The sequence below is a fragment of the Pseudarcicella hirudinis genome, assembly GCF_900115665.1.
GTDB classification, from domain to species: Bacteria; Bacteroidota; Bacteroidia; order Cytophagales; family Spirosomataceae; genus Pseudarcicella; species Pseudarcicella hirudinis.
In genome coordinates, this window is sequence record NZ_FOXH01000006.1 from 331,115 (window position 1) to 349,767 (window position 18,653).

The 18,653-nt window shown below is 40.9% G+C and carries 11 protein-coding genes; 8 read left to right on the forward strand and 3 right to left on the reverse strand.

Going from position 1 to position 18,653, the window contains the following annotated elements; all coding sequences use genetic code 11:
* Positions 1–2: 2 nt before the first annotated feature.
* The gene (locus BM179_RS13120; protein WP_092017516.1) at positions 3–2,063 is read left to right on the forward strand and encodes a putative oxidoreductase C-terminal domain-containing protein; all 2,061 of its coding nucleotides are present in this window, start codon (positions 3–5) and stop codon (positions 2,061–2,063) included.
* 65 nt (positions 2,064–2,128) lie between these two features.
* Here BM179_RS13120 and BM179_RS13125 read toward each other — a convergent pair whose 3' ends face one another.
* Positions 2,129–3,208, reverse strand: coding sequence for an MBL fold metallo-hydrolase (locus tag BM179_RS13125; protein WP_092017518.1), 1,080 nt, complete (start codon positions 3,206–3,208; stop codon positions 2,129–2,131).
* Positions 3,209–3,648: 440 nt separating this feature from the next.
* Here BM179_RS13125 and BM179_RS13130 point away from each other — a divergent pair, with 440 nt between their 5' ends.
* Complete coding sequence (locus BM179_RS13130; protein WP_092017520.1) at positions 3,649–4,764, forward strand: DUF2911 domain-containing protein; 1,116 nt, start codon at positions 3,649–3,651, stop codon at positions 4,762–4,764.
* 353 nt (positions 4,765–5,117) lie between these two features.
* Here the strand turns inward: BM179_RS13130 and BM179_RS13135 are convergent, their stop codons facing one another.
* Positions 5,118–6,224 carry a DUF2891 domain-containing protein gene (locus BM179_RS13135; protein ID WP_092017522.1) on the reverse strand — a complete coding sequence of 369 codons (1,107 nt, stop codon included), beginning with the start codon at positions 6,222–6,224 and terminating at the stop codon, positions 5,118–5,120.
* Positions 6,225–6,504: 280 nt separating this feature from the next.
* Between BM179_RS13135 and BM179_RS13140 the strand changes: the two genes are divergently transcribed.
* The 6 genes from BM179_RS13140 (at position 6,505) to BM179_RS13165 (ending at position 17,348) form a co-directional block, all read left to right on the forward strand.
* Positions 6,505–7,512, forward strand: coding sequence for a FecR family protein (locus tag BM179_RS13140; protein WP_092017524.1), 1,008 nt, complete (start codon positions 6,505–6,507; stop codon positions 7,510–7,512).
* A gap of 151 nt (positions 7,513–7,663) precedes the next feature.
* Entirely contained in the window at positions 7,664–10,783 is a 3,120-nt protein-coding gene (locus BM179_RS13145) for a SusC/RagA family TonB-linked outer membrane protein (protein ID WP_177219396.1), read from the forward strand.
* Positions 10,784–10,802: 19 nt separating this feature from the next.
* Positions 10,803–12,371 (forward strand): RagB/SusD family nutrient uptake outer membrane protein, encoded by a 1,569-nt coding sequence (locus BM179_RS13150; RefSeq protein ID WP_092017528.1) that lies wholly within the window; start codon positions 10,803–10,805, stop codon positions 12,369–12,371.
* 92 nt (positions 12,372–12,463) lie between these two features.
* Positions 12,464–13,957 (forward strand): arabinan endo-1,5-alpha-L-arabinosidase, encoded by a 1,494-nt coding sequence (locus tag BM179_RS13155; protein ID WP_092017530.1) that lies wholly within the window; start codon positions 12,464–12,466, stop codon positions 13,955–13,957.
* Positions 13,958–14,305: 348 nt separating this feature from the next.
* Positions 14,306–16,297 (forward strand): alpha-L-arabinofuranosidase family protein, encoded by a 1,992-nt coding sequence (locus BM179_RS13160; protein WP_092017532.1) that lies wholly within the window; start codon positions 14,306–14,308, stop codon positions 16,295–16,297.
* A gap of 76 nt (positions 16,298–16,373) precedes the next feature.
* Positions 16,374–17,348 carry an arabinan endo-1,5-alpha-L-arabinosidase gene (locus BM179_RS13165; RefSeq protein ID WP_092017618.1) on the forward strand — a complete coding sequence of 325 codons (975 nt, stop codon included), beginning with the start codon at positions 16,374–16,376 and terminating at the stop codon, positions 17,346–17,348.
* A gap of 46 nt (positions 17,349–17,394) precedes the next feature.
* Here the strand turns inward: BM179_RS13165 and BM179_RS13170 are convergent, their stop codons facing one another.
* Positions 17,395–18,642: a sensor histidine kinase gene (locus BM179_RS13170; RefSeq protein ID WP_229632949.1), complete on the reverse strand. Its 1,248-nt coding sequence runs from the start codon at positions 18,640–18,642 to the stop codon at positions 17,395–17,397.
* Positions 18,643–18,653: the final 11 nt, after the last annotated feature.

Here is an 18,653-nt window from a genome sequence, read left to right on the forward strand (position 1 = left end):
CAATGATGAAATTTCAATGGAGTAATATTCTTTTAGGATTGCTGATCTGCTGCGCCTTCCAGCTTCCGGCTCAGAATGTCAGAAAGGAAAAACGAATCCTGATTTTTACAAAAAATGTTCCCTGGGCTTATCGCCATGAGTCTATTACAGCGGGGACCATTGCTATCAAAAAAGCATGCGAAAGTATCGGCATGAAAGTGGACACTTCTGAAAATGCTGATTTATTTACGGATGAATCTCTTAAAAAATATAGTTCGCTGGTTTTTCTCAGTGCGAATCAGGATATTTTTAATGCTGACCAGGAAGCTGCTTTACAAAGATATGTGCGTGCAGGAGGCGGTGTAGCCGGGATTCATTCTGCAACCGGTGTGGAAAGAAACTGGAAATGGTTTGCTCAGATGCTTGGGGGTGTTTTCCAATGGCATACAGAACAGCAGGAAGCCTTTGTGGTGGTAAAAGACCCGAACCATCCCGCTACCAAAGGCTTGCCCAAACGCTGGAAGCGCTGGGACGAATGGTATTTTTTCAAAGATCTTAGTCCTAATATCAAAGTCCTTACAACTCTGGATACAACCACTTTCAAAAGCAAATTGCACACACAGAATTATCCTTCTTCATGGTGTCAGGAATTTGAAGGAGGCAGATCATTTTATACCGCTCTTGGCCATAATGCAAAAGATTATTCAGATCCTGTTTTTCTGAAGCATATTCTGGGAGGGATTACTTATACAATTGGTCAGAATTATGAGTTAGATTATTCGAAAGTGAAAAAATACGAAGTTCCCAAGGCCCGTTTAATTACACTTGATCCCGGACATTTCCATGCGGCACTTGTTCAGAAATCGATGTATGATAACATTGATCCTAATGTGCAGGTTTATGCTCCTGCAAGCCAGGATGTGGAAGATCATCTTAAGCGTATAGATGCTTATAATACCAGAGCTGTACAGCCTACCCGTTGGAATGAGGTGGTTTACAGGGGAAATGATTTTCTGGAAAAAATGCTTGCTGAGAAAAAAGGTAATATGGTCGTACTGGCTGGGAACAACCGTAAAAAGACCGAATATATCAAGAAATCACTTGAAGCCGGAATGAATGTGCTGGCTGATAAGCCAATGTGCATAGATACAAAGGGTTATGAAATGCTGAAGGAAGCATTTGCGGTTGCTAAAAAGAACAATGTTCTCCTGTATGACATCATGACTGAAAGGTCCGAGATCACAACTGTTTTGCAAAAAGAATTGTCGCAGGTAACTGAGATATTCGGGAAACTGGAAAAAGGAACACCGGAAAATCCTGCTGTAATTAAGGAGAGCGTCCATCATTTTTATAAATCCGTTTCCGGAAGCCCGCTGAAAAGACCCGTTTGGTTTATGGACGTTACACAAGAGGGAGAAGGAATTGTGGATGTTACCACGCACCTTGTGGATCTGGTTCAATGGGAGTGTTTTCCTGAAATTCCTCTGAATAACAATGATGTAAAAATCAATCATGCCAAACGCTGGGTTACTCCGATGACTCTCAGTCAGTTTTCAAAAATTACCGGGGCATCAGCTTTCCCTTCATTCCTGAAAAAAGATGTTGTCAATGATACTGTGCTGAATGTATTCTGTAACGGAGAGATTAATTATGCCCTGAAAGGGGTAAATGCGAAAGTGAAGGTAATCTGGAATTACAGCGCTCCTGAAGGTGGGGACACTCATTATTCTATTATGAAAGGCAGTATGGCAAACCTGGAAATCAGACAGGGAGCTGCTGAAAAATATGTACCTCAACTTTATATCAAACCCGGAGCTGGTTTATCAGAGACATCCTTAAACAGTGCTTTTGAAAAAGTGAAGGCAAAATATGCAGGAATCTCTCTGAAAAAACAGGGGGAAGAATGGCTTGTTGAAATTCCGGATAAATACCGTAACGGACATGAAGCCCATTTTGCTGAAGTAATGGAAAGATTCCTGAAATTTTATAATGTGAATAACCTGCCGGACTGGGAATTGTCTAACATGTTGGTAAAATATTACACGACCACTCAGGCCCTTGATCTGGCAAAAGAGGCGAAGTAAAGGTTTTACCTAAAACCTTAAATTAAGAGGAGAAAGACTTTACCGGAATGTCTCTCTCCTCTTTTTCATTCAGTTTCCCACCATCTTTTTTCCGGATAACTTATTCCCAGTATTACAGGCTCCCCAATCATGGGTGTTGTAATTTTTACGTTTAACTCTTTGGCTCTCAGGCTTAATCTTTTGATCGGCTCATCCCAGGGATGTACAGAAAGTGTGAATTTTCCCCAATGCACAGGCATTAAAACTTTGGTATCCAGGTCGATAGCTGCCTGAACGGTTTCTTCCGGCATCATATGAATATTTGGCCACATCCAATTGTATTGCCCGTTTTCAAGCAGGGCGATGTCAAAAGGGCCAAATTTCCTGCCGATTTCCTTAAAATGAGGACCATAACCTGAGTCACTTCCAATAAAGATATTATACCCACCCGCTTTCAGGATAAAAGCCGACCAAAGTGTTTTGTTTCTCGAAAAAAGTCTGCCGGAAAAATGCCTTGAAGGAACGGATGTCAATTCAAACCCAGACAAGATCTCATGACTTTCCCACCAGTCATATTCCTGTATCATTTCAGAAGGAAATCTCCAGTTTTCAAGATGAGAGCCGACTCCCAGTGTTGTATAGATTTTTTTGATTTTTGGTCTCAGACTCACAAGTCCTTTATAATCAAGGTGATCGTAATGATCATGTGTTAAAATCAATACATCTATTTCGGGAAAATCCTCTGCTTTAAAAACATCTGTTCCTTTATAATTCTTTGCCCCTATGAATTGGAATGGAGAAGTTCTTTCACTAAAAATCGGATCAACCAGAATGTTTTTCTCCAAAATCCGGATCAGATAAGAGGAATGCCCAAACCAGATGATGACAGGCTCCGCAATCTGAATATCTGTTAAAGAAGTTTTAACAGAAGGCAAGGTAAATTGAGGTTCTAAATTCGGAGGTTTGTTCAGGATTGATTTAATCAGGGTAAAATAAGATACTCCTTCCACCATCATTTTGGTTTCGGCAAGATTCTGAAACTGACCGTTTTTATAATTGGCTGATTTTCTGATTTTTCCCAATTTATTTCCGAAAGGCAGTCTGCCAAATACTTTCTGCTGAAGGACGATTACTACTGCGCAGGCGATTAACAGGATTACAAACATATCGCGTAAATGTTAGGGCTAATGGTTCTTATGCAATTATACAATTTATTAATTATTCCTGAAACAATTCCCAGCAGACAAAGAAGCGTCTGTTTATACTGTCTGACATTGAGAATATATTTCTGCCCCCTGGGTAAGAGATTTGACGATAAATTCTGAGAGGAAAGCTTTAATGTTATGACAATTTCCCGGTCATTTGCTACACTTTGTTTATGGTTACAGAATAATCGGAAACCATTGTTATAATATTTTAACCTGCTCAGTTGTAATTTCTTATGGCTCCGGGAATTGCAGGATATACCATTCAAAGCAGTTTAAAATCATTCAACCGCCATTCGGTATTACTCAGGTATTTTTTTATGTATTTCAAATGCCCGGATAGTTTATTTGTATGAAAAATATCTGATCTTTCAGATAAAATACCGTAAACATCAATCAACATGAAAAAAATCTTTAACACAATCTCAATTATTTTAATCTGTGCTTCAGGGCTCCGGGCACAACTGACATTTCCGCCGGACGGAGGAAACAAAAAAGCACTCATTGGCGAACGCATTGGTATCACAGACGTAGCAATCAGCTATAGCCGGCCGGCCGTGAAAGGCCGTGAAGGTAAAATCTGGGGGCAGCTTGTACATTACGGATATAAGTATCTGGATTTTGGTACTTCGAAGGAAGCACCCTGGCGTGCCGGAGCGAATGAATGTACTACCATTTCCTTCTCAACAGATGTCACAGTTGAAGGTAAAACTTTGCCCGCCGGGAAATACGGTCTTTTCATGGCTGTTCAGGAAAATGATATTACCTTGATTTTTTCTAAAAATTCGGAAGCCTGGGGGAGTTTCTTTTATACACCCAAAGAAGATGTTTTGCGCGTTAACGTAAAACAACTGAAAAATCAGCCTATGGTTGAAAGGCTGTCATTTGATTTTTCAGAACAAACGGATAGCTCTGCGGTAGTTGCCCTGTTATGGGAGCACTGGAAAATACCTTTCAAAATTACTGTAAATGTTAAAGAAACTGTCATTGCCTCTTTGAGAAGGGAATTGCAGGGAGAAAAAGGATTTTCCTGGTTTGCTTTCGTTGAAGCTGCCAATTATTGTTTGCAGAACAATACCAATCTGGAAGAAGGATTGAGCTGGGCAGAAAGCGCTATAACTGAAAACTATATTGGCCAGGCCAATTTTACCACACTTCGTACCAAGGCTAATTTATTGAAAAAACTGGGAAGAACTCCTGAATCTGAAAGTACGATGAAAGAGGCATTGGCCAAAGGAACATTTGCAGAGGTAAATCAATTTGGACAAAGGTTATTAGCTCAGAAAAAAACGGCTGAAGCACTGGATGTTTTCAGGTTTAATGCCACTAAAAATCCTAAGGAATTTCAGGCCTTAACGGGTCTTGCCAAAGCGTATTCCGTAAATGGTGATTTAAAATCAGCCGGGAAATATATAAAACTGGCTGCAGCAGAAGCGCAAACCCCGGAGGATAAAGAAAAGGCAGATAAAATGGCAAAAATGCTCGCTGAAGGCAAAAGTCTTCCGATAGAAATGTAAACCTGATTTGAGATTTTTCATTTTCGCTTTAAACACCTAAAAACTACACTCATGGTGTTGTTTTGTTCGTTTAAAAAAAATAAATATTTGTCTTTTTAATAAGATTTGAGTTTCTTTGAACGAAAATTTCAGGGGAACTTCACCGGAGATGGGGAAATTGAAAATGAAAGTGTCCTGAAAACCGGAATTACTGAGTAATAAATCTATCCAACCGGATTGATTCAAACCAACTATTATGTCTTTCTGCGGAATACAAAGAAGACGAACAGCTTTATCAATTACACTTGATAATATTTGAAATGGAATTTAGTCGCAAAAACGTCGCCATCTGTGAAGGCGACGTTTTTTATGAATTATTTTACACTCAAGGCATAAACAGCGAAAGATCCCAGCCAGTGTTCTCCTCCGTAATTTCCATTCGTTACCTGAGGAAGCGTCTGGTTAATAAATGCCGAAGCGGTTTTTTTGAGAAGTTCACGTCGTTTGTCTGATTTGGGTAAACTTTCAGCGATTCCTTTCATGCACCAGGCCCTGCTTAAAGAAAGTCCGTCGAGGTGTACAATATTATAATCGGCCCGGTCGCTCACCACCGGAGCTTGCATGACATTTTTCAAACCCGCAGGTGTCAGAAATGCATTAAACCATTTAACAAACTGATTCTGAGGCAAAATTCTTCTCATAAGATCAGAAATTTCCAGACTTGGGGAAAGAAAATCTGTACCATCCGGCTCAAGAATAGCGGGAGTATTGGTGTTTTTCAGATAATAATCTTTACTTCTTTGCACGAGTAATTTTTCAAATTCCTTTTCTCCGGTTGTTCTTGCCCAATCCAGTGCAAACACCATTCCGAAGGCTGTATTCTGATGGATTCCTGTTCTGTTCGGATAAGTCTGCTTTGGCAGATATTCTTTCCAGCGTTGTACAATCATTTTGGTAAGTGGTGCCAGATGTGCCAGCCAGATTTTTGCCTGTGGATCATTCCAGGTATAAAGTTCTTCATCGAGTTTTAAAAGCCAGGCCCATCCGTATGTTCTTTCAAAGCCCTTTGCCAGTTTATATTTCATGAAATAATCAGCTTCTGCATTGATATTCTGCTCACTGAAACTCTGGTCTAATATGGCCTTGATTTCCTGCTGTTCAGGAAGATCCTTGAATTTCTTTAACAATTGCACAAGCATCCAGTGCCCATGTACTGAAGAATGCCAGTCCAGGCAACCGTAAAAAGCCGGATGTAATTGTTTGGGAGAAAGATTTACTTCTTCCGCTGTTTCTATGGTATGATTCGGCTTATTCGGATACTCTGTTCCGATACAATGCAATGGGAGCTTCGCCAGAAAGGAAGCGCCTTCAATGGTAAGATTTAATTGTTTTCCGTCTTCAGATCGCTCAAGATATTTGATTTGAGACCAGGCAGACTGACACAAGGTAAGAAGGACAAATAGTAATAGATTTTTTTTCATGAATGGGAAAGTTTGTCAGAAGATTTTATCGCAAGATAACTGATAGATTCCAAAGAGTTTATGTGGTTTAACATATGAGATAAAATAATCCGGAATCTTTCGGAATGCATTTGCTAATCTAAAAAACTCAGGATCAGGCACTAACCTCAATCCCCCTACCCTTTCAGGCCCTCATTTCCCGCACACTCATCCGATTATTTAAAAAATCATAAAAAAAATCTGATTTTCTCTATGGTCATTTTGTGCTTTTTGATCTTTATGAATTTGAAAGCGATGAATTATGCAAAAAAAACTTGAAAAAATAAAATACTTCCTTGCCAATGAATCATTTAGAAACTGGGTAAAAAAACCTGATGCAGCACTGAATATTTTCTGGGAAAACTGGTTTGAACAGTTTCCGGAAGAGAAAGAAGAAGCATTAACGGCCAGGAATGTGATTGAGCAGTTCGGTTATCTTAACAGATATGACCTCGATCAGAAGGAGGCAGAAACAATACTTTGGAATATAAAGGAAAATCAGGAAAAAGATGAGGAAAGGAAATACTCCGGTATAGAGATTCCTTTCAAAAGATGGTGGTGGGCTGCCGCAGGAGTTCTGGTTATTTCCGGATTTTTCTATGCGAATCAACATTATTCCAGGGTAGCTGATCCGGAATGGAAAGAAGTGGTAACAGGTAATGGCGAACGAAAAATGATTACCCTTCCTGACCAGTCTAAAGTGATTCTGAATGCTAACAGCCGCTTAAGCTTTCCGGAAGTTTTTGAGCAGGATATCAGAAAAACGATACTCAGCGGGGAAGGCTTTTTTGAGGTGACAAAGAATCCTGAAAAGCCCTTTGTTGTAACAACTGATAAGTTTCAGACAAATGTTTTAGGTACCCGTTTCAATGTAAGAGCCTATAGTCATGAGAATCAGCAGAGTGTAGCACTGGTTTCCGGGAAAGTCCGGGTAAAAATAAGTCATACTTCTCTGGATTTGCATCCGAACGAGATAGGCATCATGAATGTGGCAAAAGGCAGTATTGAGCAGAAGGATTTTGAACCGAAGGAAATCACAGGCTGGAAAGATGGGATTTTATTATTCAGAAAAGCCGGATTTGATGTGGTTTTCAATAAGCTGGAAGAAATGTATGGCGTGAGGATAAAAGTGCAAAATCATACGGAATTAAAAGGGCATTACAGCGGAGAGTTTGAACATGCAACACTCACAGAGGTTTTAAACGGCATTGCTTATACCTCAGATTTTAAATTCAGAATAGATAAGAATCAGGTAATTATTTCAAACTAATTAAAATGCGACAAAACCATTTTCTTAACTCAAGCTAAAAAAAGGAGTCAGTCATGAAAACGGACTCCCTGAAAGCTCATCTATAATGGATTGGCGTCTGGTTATAGATGAAAAAATAATTATTCTTCAATATTTATTTTCAAACAAATTTATGAAAAAAACAATATGTACCATAGTTCGTAGCCCTAAAGGCAGGTCAGCAGGTATGCTTCTGGCACTGAATATAGTATTGTTCGGTCAGGCAAAAGCCGAAAGCAGAAGTTCTGAAGGCTTGAAAACGGGAAATTTCATCTCAGAAAGAATTTATAATTCAAAAACGGCAGCCTATACCATTACCGGTAAAATTACAAGTGATGACGGGAACGGACTTCCCGGAGCTAATATCCTGGTAAAAGGAACAAACAAAGGAACTGTTTCTAATGCTGCAGGAGAATTTAGCATAGAAATTCCTGACGGACAAACAGTTCTGGTAATCAGTTCTGTCGGATATCAGACGAAAGAAGTATTGGTTCAGGGGAAAAAAGTACTGAATATCACACTGGTTTCAGATGTGAAGGCGCTGGAAGAAGTGGTTGTAGTAGGTTATGGTACCCAGAAAGTCAAAGACCTGACAGGTTCAGTAGGTATTGTAAAAATGGATGATGCCCGGAAAACAGCTACCTATGATGTAGCTAAAATGCTTCAGGGACAGGTTGCCGGGGTGACAGTACATGGTTCCGGAGAACCCGGAGGGTTTGTAAGCATTAAAATCAGGGGAATTTCCTCATTTACAAAAACAGATCCTTTGTTTGTAATTGACGGGGTTCCGGTAGATGCTCCTTACGATTTTGCCCCTGATGATATTGAAAGTGTACAGGTTTTAAAGGATGCTTCAGCCGGAGCAATCTATGGCTCCAGAGCTGCCGGCGGAGTGGTCATTATTACTACTAAAAAAGGTAAGGCAGGGCCATTGAAAATTGATTACAGCGGTTATGCAGGTGTACAGAATATTGCCAAAACGATTCCTGTAACAGATAGAATCGGCTATCAGAATATTACAAGTGCTGCTGAAGTAAATGCCGGCTTGCCTGTCGCACCGGGGAATAACCCTTCCAGCCCGTCCTTTATCAGTAATGTCAATACAAACTGGCAGAAAGAGGGTTTTAAAACCGGTATCATTCAAGACCATAACCTAAGTTTTTCAGGTGGAAATGATATAATAAAAGCCAATGCTTCTTTAGGTTATTTCGACCAGAGCAGCACTTATTCCGGTCCTCAGAATTATACCCGCTATACCTTTAACGGAAACCTTACCGGGAAAAAGGGTATTTTCTCTTTCGGTGCCAAATTCGCCTATACACAATCGCATAAAATCAATAATGCCAATACCAGAGAACATGCTGTTTTCGGAGGAAGTGTAACCAGTTTACTGACGGCTATACCAACCATGCCGGTCTATGATCCGAATCGCCTGGGAGGTTTTGGAGGAAGTGATAACAATACACAAAGAGCTATTACTCTGAATGTTATCGGCATGAACAGTCTTCTGCAAAGTTATGGAGACAGAAACAGGCTTTTGGGGAACTTCTGGGGAGAACTTGAATTAGCAAAAGATTTCAAATATAAACTGAGTGTGAGCTATGACCGTACAGACTGGAAAGACTTTTTCTTCGAACCAAAATATGATTTAGGGTTTTACTATCTTACACCACTCGCTTTCTTGTCTGTTACACGTGGTGCTTCAAACACTTTCCTGGTTGAAAATACACTTTCTTATGCCAAAGAAATCGGTCGTCACAGAGTGGACTTTCTGGCGGGGATTACTCACCAGAAAGACAATTTTGGCTGGACAAGAGGTACGGCTCTTGGCCTGACCGAACCGTATTTCCTTTCACTGAGCTCAGGACTGGAATCTTCCGGAGGCCGGAGTGTAAGTGAATACATTTCAACCTCTGTATTACAATCATATTTAGGCCGGGTGAATTACAATTTTGCAGACAGATACCTGCTGACTTTTAACTTCCGTCGTGACGGCTCTTCTAAATTCAGCCCGGACAACCGATTCGGTAACTTTATGTCTTTAGCGGCCGCTTGGAATATTCATAATGATCTTCAGTTGCCTGAATTTATCAATTCCATGAAACTGAGAGGCGGATATGGAGAATTGGGGAATCAGGCGATAGATCCGTACAAGTATGATACATACATCAATACCAACGGGAACTACGTCTTTGACGGAGCATTGGCTCCCGGCGCTACCCGCACACAGGTAGTTGATCCTTCAATCAGATGGGAGTCGAAAAGAACTACCAATGTGGCCCTGGATTTTGGTTTACTGAAAGACAAACTTTCCTTTACGGTTGAATATTTTGATAACAGGGCCTATGATATGCTGGCTTCAGTACCTATTCCGACTTCGGTAGGTTCTACCAATGCATCGGTTGTTACCAATGCTGCTTCTGTCAGCAACTCCGGGGTAGAGTTTACCGCAGGCTACAGACATAAAGAAGGCGATTTTAAGTACGAAATTTCGGCAAATGCCCATACGCTCAGCAACAAAGTTTTGTCTTTGGGCGGGAATAATGAACCTATCTACGGAGCTGCCAGTAAAACCGAAGTCGGACACTCTGTCGGTGAACTTTATGGTTACCTGACTGAAGGCATATTCCAGAATGCTGATGACATTAAAAATCATGCTATCCAAATCAATGCCGCTCCCGGCGATCTCAAATTCAAGGATGTAAACGGTGATGGGAAGGTCAATGCCGACGACCGTGTTTATCTGGGAAATGCCATTCCTGATTTCTATTATGGAGCAAATTTCGGAGCTTCCTACAGAAATTTCGATTTATCATTTTTCATTCAGGGGCAAGCCGGAAACAAAGTTTTCAATGGCGTTTATCGTAACCTGATGGGTGAGCAGTATTCAAATCACCATGTAGATGCCCTGAATTACTGGACTCCTGCCAATACCAATACGAATGTTCCGAGACCTGTCATCGGAGATCCCAATGCCAATGCCAGAGATTCCGACAGATTTGTTGAAAACGGGGCTTATCTGAGAATGCAAAATGCACAGATCGGTTACACGGTTCCTCAGGAATTATTAAGAAAACTAAAAGGCGTAAACAAAGTAAGAGTCTATGTTTCAGGGCAGAATCTTTTCCTTATTACAGGTTACAGAGGATATGACCCGGATTTTTCAAGTGATGGACTTTTCAGCAGAGGTTTTGACTACGGTTCATATCCGAACCCGAGAACTGTTATGCTTGGTTTGCAGGTAGGATTTTAACATTCAATTTCGTATTATCATGATGAAGACATTACATAAAAAATATACAATAGCACTTTTGGCTACAGCTTTGCTTACAGGAGCCTGTGAGAAAGATCTTCAGCAACTTAATCCTAATCAGCAGACTTCTGCCACTTTCTGGCAAAATCAGGAAGATGCCATTAAAGGAATAAATGCAACGTATCAGACCCTGACTATCGACGGAGGTTATATGCGCAGTACACCTCTCCTGCTCGACACGCGCGGAGATGATGTGAGAAGTAACAGCCCCTGGGACCAGATGTACAATTCCGGCAAATTTGCCCTGAATGCCGGAAATAGTGATATCTATGGCTGGGCTTTCGGCGCCTATTATGAAGGAGTTTCCAAAGCCAATCAGGTTCTGGACTTTGTTCCGGGAATCAAAATGGATGAAGAGGTAAAAAAGAGGGTGTTAGGTCAGGCTTATTTTTTGAGAGGCTTGTACTTCTATCACCTTGTTAACATGTTCGGAAATGTTATTTTACCTACTACTTCTGTAAAATCTACCAAAGATTTTTATGTAAAACAATCTACAGAAGCAGAGGGTTGGGCTCAGGTAATCAATGACTTAAAAAAGGCTTCAGAATTGCTTCCGGTTAGTTATGACAATGTTACCGGACCTGATAAAGGGCAGAAAGGACGTGCTACCAAAGGCGCTGCTCTTGCTTTCCTGGGAAAGGCCTACCTTTTTACTAAAAAATATCCGGAAGCTGCCAGTCAGTTTAAAGCAGTCATGGACTTAGGAATCTATGATCTGGTAGCAGAATATCGTGATAACTTCACAGAGAAAAATGAGAATAATAAGGAGTCTCTGTTCGAGGTTCAGTTTTCCAGAGATGCAGGAGGTAAAGACCTGAACTGGGGAGGGGAACCACAACCGGGCTGGGGAGTAGTTTCAGCAAGAGCTATTACTTATGCCCCGCGTGGATTCGGATGGACAGACGTTCAGCCAACCCGTTCTTCTTTCAACGAATTTTTACTGGAAAAAACCATTTCAGGAGATGATGATCCCCGCCTGGTTGCTACGATGTTTTATAACAAACCGGGATTGAAGTTATACGGGAAACTTTTCTCGGAAAATTATAAAAACAATCCTGCCGATCTGAATGATCTGTTTGTCAGAAAATACGAAAACGATGATTCCGGACGCTCTGATGAATTCGACTGGAGATCAGGGATTAATGAAAGAATCATGCGTTATGCAGATGTTCTGATGATGTATGCCGAATGTCTTAACGAAACAGGGCAGACAGCTCAGGCTTATCAGTACATCCAAAAGGTGAGAAGCCGGGTAAATCTTCCGGACCTTGCTGCGGTCAGACCAAACATGACGGCCGCTCAGATGCGGGATCAGCTTGCTCATGAACGTCTGCTTGAATTCAGTTTTGAAGGACATCGTTTTGATGACATCAAAAGATGGGGCTGGTTATCGGATCCGGCAAAACTCGCTGAGTTGAAGCAAAGAGATCCTGAATTTAATACCTATCAGAAAGGACGCGAATTCTTCCCGATTCCTATTGCTGAAATCAACACCAATCCGGGAGTAAAACAAAATCAAAGCTACTAATTGCACATAACACTCATCCGGAGTTTAATCGCTTACGGATGAGTGTTTAAACATTTTCCTCATCAGCCACCTTTCCAGATACACTGAATTTTATGCAATATTTCAAAAAACAGGTACAACATATCTTTATAGCAATTTTATGGCTGGGATTCCTCTCTGCCTGTAAAGAGTCTAAAGTGGATCCCGGAACGAATCCGGGTACCGGAAATCCCTCGACACCTACCCCTACAACCTTTGATATTAACACTATCAAAGACAATTATGCAGAGGTTGCCTCAGCCTCAAACTATCTTCGCTGGGGACCTTACAATGTTCATGACCCTTCTATTATTAAGGAAGGAGATACTTATTACAGTTACAGTACAGACGCTGCCTATGGCACTGATATCAGGTCCGGGATCCAGATCAGAACTTCTAAAGATTTGGTAGAATGGACTTTCTATGGCTGGGCATTTGATGGCCTTCCGGCCAAAGGAAGTGATTTTATCAAACAAAGTGGCGGCACACCTTTCAATTCACTTTGGGCTCCGTATGTAATAAAAGCAGGTAATGAGTTCAGGTTATATTATTCCCTTTCTTCCGCCAAAGCCCGATTGAGTGTAATAGGAATGGCAAGTTCTTCTTCCCCGCTCGGTCCATGGAAAGAGCAAGGTCTGGCAGTGGTTTCCAAAGATGATAATACCAGACAAACAAATGCCATTGACCCCAGCGTTCTGATTGATCCGAGTGGAAAACACTGGCTTTATTATGGCTCAGCCTGGGATGGTATTTATATGTTGCAGCTTGATCCGGCAACTGGTCTGGCTCTTAAAAGCGGAGATAAAGGCAGGAGAATTGCCAATCGTGGTTTTACAAACGGGGTCTATAACGGAAATATTGAAGGGCCTGAAATTATTTACAACAAGGCTCAGAAAAAATACTATCTCTTTATCGCTTACGACTGGCTGGAAACCAAATATAATGTCAGAGTAGGAAGAGCTGATTCGCCGGAAGGACCTTTCTATGATTTTGAGGGGAAAGACCTCAATACTGATACCGATCATGCTCCGATGTTGATTGCACCTTATCAGTTTCAGGGTCACAGTGGCTGGCAGGGGACTTCTCATTGTGCCGTTTTCGAGAATAACGGACAGTTTTACATTGCTCATCAGGGACGACCTGGGAATGATAAATATTTTATGATTCTGCATGTCCGGAAATTATACTGGACAAAAGATGGCTGGCCAATTGCCTCACCGGAACGATACGATGGTGTTGAGCCGACTGCGGTAAGTCAGGCCGATTTATCAGGGAATTGGGAACAGATTACCCTGAATTACAGAGTTGTTCCCGGGTATGACAAAGAGCAGACTTCTCCGGATTTTCAGGTGTCTGTTCCTATGAAAATAGATGCCAACGGAAGTTTTGACAATAATGCGGCCAATAAATGGTCATATGCTGCTCCCTGGCTGGAATTGACATGGGCAGACGGTAAATCTGCTTCGGTATATGTTGAAAGAGGAAGAGATTGGGAAAATAAAACCTCCGGCCTGATTTTTACAGGTTTAACGAAAACAGGTATTGCTGTCTGGGGTAAAAAGAAATAAATCATCGTTCTTTTAACAAAATACAGACTCATTTAATCAGCAAAAGATTCCGGCCGGGCATCTCAGGTAATTAAGAAAAATAATAAGTACTTTTGGCATGTTGCAGTAGAACATGGGAGTATTGCCGGGAAAGCCATTGGCGTAGCCGTTTCAGATAATGTATCTATCATAATGGAGCTTTAGCAGCCGATGCCGGAAGCTTTCACAGATCAGTTTGTATAGATTATCTCAACTATAATCCAGATGGCAGCCTGAAACGTGTCATTATGACATCAGAAGGAGTAAAGAAGGTTAAATAGCTTCTGAAACCATGAAAAATAAAGAAAGTAACAATAAATCTCAATATCAATGAATATCAGAAAAGTAACTCTTTCAGCTGTTTTGCTCTCCACCCTTTGGGCTCCGCTCAGTTCGGAAGCACAAAATCCTTCCATTGTGGTAAAAACAGCTCAACCTGTTTCAGAAATACAGCCAACTATGTGGGGTGTATTTTTTGAGGACATTAACCTGGGAGCAGATGGAGGTTTATATGCAGAATTGGTTAAAAACCGTTCTTTCGAATTTTTCAAACCATTAATGGGTTGGAAAATTCAGCAGAAAAAGTTTAAAGAAGGCACTGTTACCGTTCAGAACAGACAAGAGAAAAATGTCAGTAATCCAAGGTTTCTTTCTGTAAAAGCCGAAAATACTGTCAGAGGAGATTTGGGTATTACCAATGAAGGTTTCAGAGGAATGGGAATTAAAAATGGTTTGCGTTATGACTTCTCGGTCATGTACAGACAAACCAGCGGATCGGTAAAACTTCATGTAGAATTAATAAATGCCAAAGGAGAAAACATAGGAGGAACTACCCTGATTCCACAAAAAAACGGAAATACCTGGGAAAAGCAAGCCGTCAGTTTCACCGCAAATGCTACAGAATCCAAAGGAAAACTGAATATCTGGTTTGAAGGAAACGGAGAGATTGATCTCGACATTATTTCTCTTTTTCCTGAAGATACCTGGAAAAAAAGACCGGGTGGAATGCGTGCAGACATGGTTCAGATGCTGGCCGATATGAAACCGGGCTTTATCCGTTTTCCGGGCGGCTGTATTGTAGAAGGCTTTGACCTTTCTCAAAGATACCAGTGGAAAAAGACACTTGGCGCTCTGGAAGACCGCCAGCTGATTATCAACCGCTGGAACTTTGAGTTCTCACACAGACCTGCTCCGGATTATTTTCAGTCTTTCGGATTAGGCTTCTTTGAGTACTTTCAATTGGCTGAAGATATTGGGGCTGAAGCTCTTCCTATTCTGAACTGTGGAATGGCCTGTCAGTTCAATTCGGCCGAGATTGCTCCTTTAGATCAGCTTGAGCCATATGTACAGGATGCGCTTGATTTAATTGAATTTGCCAATGGAGATGTTTCAACAACCTGGGGCAAAGTGCGGGCCGGAATGGGGCATCCAGCTCCGTTCAGGTTAAAATTCCTTGGCGTTGGCAATGAAAACTGGGGACCTCAGTATCTGGAAAGAGTTAAAATCTTTACAAAAGCCATCAAAGCTAAATATCCTGAAATCAAATTGGTAAACAGCTCCGGAACAGACCCGAACGGAGAAAGATTTGATTATCTGAACAATGAACTCAGAAGCATGAAAGCTGATATTATTGATGAGCATTATTATCGTCAGGCTGATTGGTTCCTGCAAAATGCTGCCCGATATGACAGCTATGACAGAAATGGTTCTAAGGTTTTTGCCGGAGAATATGCCGCTCAGAGTGATAAAACCGTAAGTGTTGACAATAAAAACAACTGGAAATGTGCAATCGCCGAAGCAGCTTTCATGACTGGTCTGGAAAGAAATGCCCAGGTCGTGAATATGGCTTCCTATGCACCGTTATTCGCACATGTGGATGGATGGCAATGGACTCCGGATATGATTTGGGTTGATAACCTTAGAATTTATGGTACACCAAATTATTATGTGCAGAAACTTTACTCCCTCAATAAAGGAACGCATGTGTTGTCGATGACACAGAATAATCAGGCCCTGACCGGACAGGATGGTTTGTTTGCTTCTGCAAGCTTAGATAAAAATACGAATGAGGTAATTCTTAAATTTGTCAATACCTCAAAACAGGATATTTCCCGTGAAATCAATCTGGAAGGTGTCAAAAAGACTGAAAAGACCGGAAAAGTCTGGACGATGCAAAGCAATGATCCTGAGGTTGTAAACTCTCTTAACAATCCTGTTCAGCTTAGCCCGAAGGAATCGGCCATTGCTTTATCAGGTAAAAACAAATTTGCTCTGACTGTAGCGCCGGGCTCATTTACAGTTTTGAGAATTAAGACCTTATAAAACTTCCTCACATTTAATGTTTCTGATTTCCCTTCCGAATGTTAAAACTTCGGAAGGGTTAATGCTCTTATTTTCTATGAAAACGCAACTGCAAAGATTATGGCTGATTTCCGGGATTCTTCTTTTCTTTTTTTGTCAGGAAAAACCATTATTTGCACAACAGGGTGATACTTATGCCCATGATCCTTCCACCATTCAGCATGATGGCAAAAATTATTGGATTTTTTCTACAGGACAAGGCATCAAAATCGACGTTTCTTCCGACTTAAATGTCTGGAAGACCGCAAAACAGACCGTTTTCGCTAAAGATTCTTTCCCTTCGTGGATTAAAGAATATGTTCCGGGATTTAAAGGACATTTCTGGGCTCCGGATTGTATTTTCATGAATAAAAAATATTACCTCTATTATTCCTGTTCCACTTTTGGTTCTTCCCAATCAGTAATCGGTCTGGCCACAAATCCTTCTCTGAATCCGGAAAGCCCTGATTATAAATGGACTGATGAGGGAATGGTCGTTTCTTCCGGAGAACGGAAAGATATGAATGCTATTGATCCGGGGCTTTTAAAAGATACTCAGGGAAAAATCTACCTGACATATGGCTCATTTTTCGGAGGAATCGGAGCTGTTGAACTGGATTCAGTTTCCGGCAAAATAAAAAGCCGGCAGGTAATTCAAAAGGTAGCAGGTGGACGTGAATCGGACTGGGAGGCTTCCTGCATGATTCAGGAAGGCAGATACTATTACCTGTTTGTGAATAATGGTCTTTGCTGCAAAGGCGTAAACAGTACTTATTACATCGTGGCTGGCCGCTCAGAAAACCCGACAGGACCGTTTCTCGACAAAAGCGGAAAAGACCTCAATGCCGGTGGCGGAACAGTTTTGCTGAGAACAGAAGGCAAATATATTGGTCCCGGCCATGTAGGACTGCTTCGTGAAAAGAACCGAAAAATTGTAAGTATTCATTTTTATGATGCAGAAGATGAAGGGAAATCTAAATTTGAATTTATTAAAATAGGTTTCAAAAATAACTGGCCTTATCTGAAGCGGTAGCAAAGAACTTCCTCTCCTCTCTGTTTGCCAGGATGTATAATCCTTTTTAGAAATTAATCCGGAAAACAGTTCTTTTCTCAGCAATAGTTTTCAGGGAATAAGTAAAGCCATGTTTGATGAGAATTTCCCTGATCAGGGTAAGGCCGATTCCCTGTCCATTCTTTTTGGAGGTAAAAAAGGGTGAAAAAAGCTGTTCTTCTATTTCAGCAGGGATTCCAGGGCCATTATCCTCAATACAGATTTGCTTTAGCCTGGCGGAAGTACTGAATAAGATAATTTTTTCTTCTGAGACCGGATTTAATTCAAGAGATTCTATGGCATTCTTAATAATATTGATCAGAACCTGTTCTATCTGATTAGGATCGGCTAATATAAAAACAGGCATTTCTGATAAATCAAACCGAAATTGGATGTCCTGCCTGCTGGCTTTGAATTGCATAAGCTTTACGACATTACCTAACAACTCATTTATTTCAATTTTTTCCCGACGAACTTCCGGCAGCCTGACAACATCTGCAAAATTCCGCATAAAATGATTCAGATGGTCATTACGCTGAATGGCAATTTTAAGGGCCTCTCTGATATCTTCACGATGTTCCTGCAACTCAACTGTAGTATCCAGAATGGAATTGACCGCCCCGATAGAATTATTTACTTCGTGTGCCATCATTCTGATTACTTTGCTGTAAGCTTTTTTCTCGGCAGAGAGAATTTCTACAGTAAGTTCCTCAATCATTACAAAATAGTGCGGAAAACCACGATCTACAAAATGAGATTTCTGGCATTTATAGGTTTGATTTCCATGAAGCAGAAAAGTTCTGGATTCTCCGGTTTTCAAAGAGGAAATAATCTGAAAAGCAGGATGATCCAGCGTATGGATGGATTTTCCGATAAAATCTCCCTCAGGAGCTTTCAGCATTTCAAGTACTTTAGGGTTAAGTTTGGCGATATTCTCATCAAAATCCAGAATAAGAATCCCTGTCGGAGAAGTCTGTACCAGTTTTTCCAGAAAATGATGCTGTTGTTCCTGCCTGGTTCTTTCGAGCCGCAGCTGATCTATCATCTGGTTATACACTTCTATAAGCTGATCCATTTCGTAAGTTCCGGTATTTAAAAATTTTACATTAAAATCCTTTTCACGAATCGCATCTACTCCGGTAATAAGAAGCCTGAGTGGTGCAATAACCTCTTTATACAGCTGAGCGGAAATAACCAGAGAAAGAACGATAAAAACTTCGGAGCAGATGAAAATCAGCTTATTATCCTTGAAAATATAAAAAGATAGCCCAATCACGATGGAATGAA

Excerpts from the sequence above, each read along its gene's own strand:
- BM179_RS13160 (WP_092017532.1), top strand. The coding sequence starts at position 14,306 with ATGAATATCAGAAAAGTAACTCTTTCAGCTGTTTTGCTCTCCACCCTT.
- BM179_RS13165 (WP_092017618.1), top strand. The coding sequence starts at position 16,374 with ATGAAAACGCAACTGCAAAGATTATGGCTGATTTCCGGGATTCTTCTT.
- BM179_RS13125 (WP_092017518.1), bottom strand. The coding sequence starts at position 3,208 with ATGTTTGTAATCCTGTTAATCGCCTGCGCAGTAGTAATCGTCCTTCAG.
- BM179_RS13145 (WP_177219396.1), top strand. The coding sequence starts at position 7,664 with ATGAAAAAAACAATATGTACCATAGTTCGTAGCCCTAAAGGCAGGTCA.
- BM179_RS13130 (WP_092017520.1), top strand. The coding sequence starts at position 3,649 with ATGAAAAAAATCTTTAACACAATCTCAATTATTTTAATCTGTGCTTCA.
- BM179_RS13135 (WP_092017522.1), bottom strand. The coding sequence starts at position 6,224 with ATGAAAAAAAATCTATTACTATTTGTCCTTCTTACCTTGTGTCAGTCT.
- BM179_RS13155 (WP_092017530.1), top strand. The coding sequence starts at position 12,464 with ATGCAATATTTCAAAAAACAGGTACAACATATCTTTATAGCAATTTTA.
- BM179_RS13120 (WP_092017516.1), top strand. The coding sequence starts at position 3 with ATGATGAAATTTCAATGGAGTAATATTCTTTTAGGATTGCTGATCTGC.
- BM179_RS13140 (WP_092017524.1), top strand. The coding sequence starts at position 6,505 with ATGCAAAAAAAACTTGAAAAAATAAAATACTTCCTTGCCAATGAATCA.
- BM179_RS13150 (WP_092017528.1), top strand. The coding sequence starts at position 10,803 with ATGATGAAGACATTACATAAAAAATATACAATAGCACTTTTGGCTACA.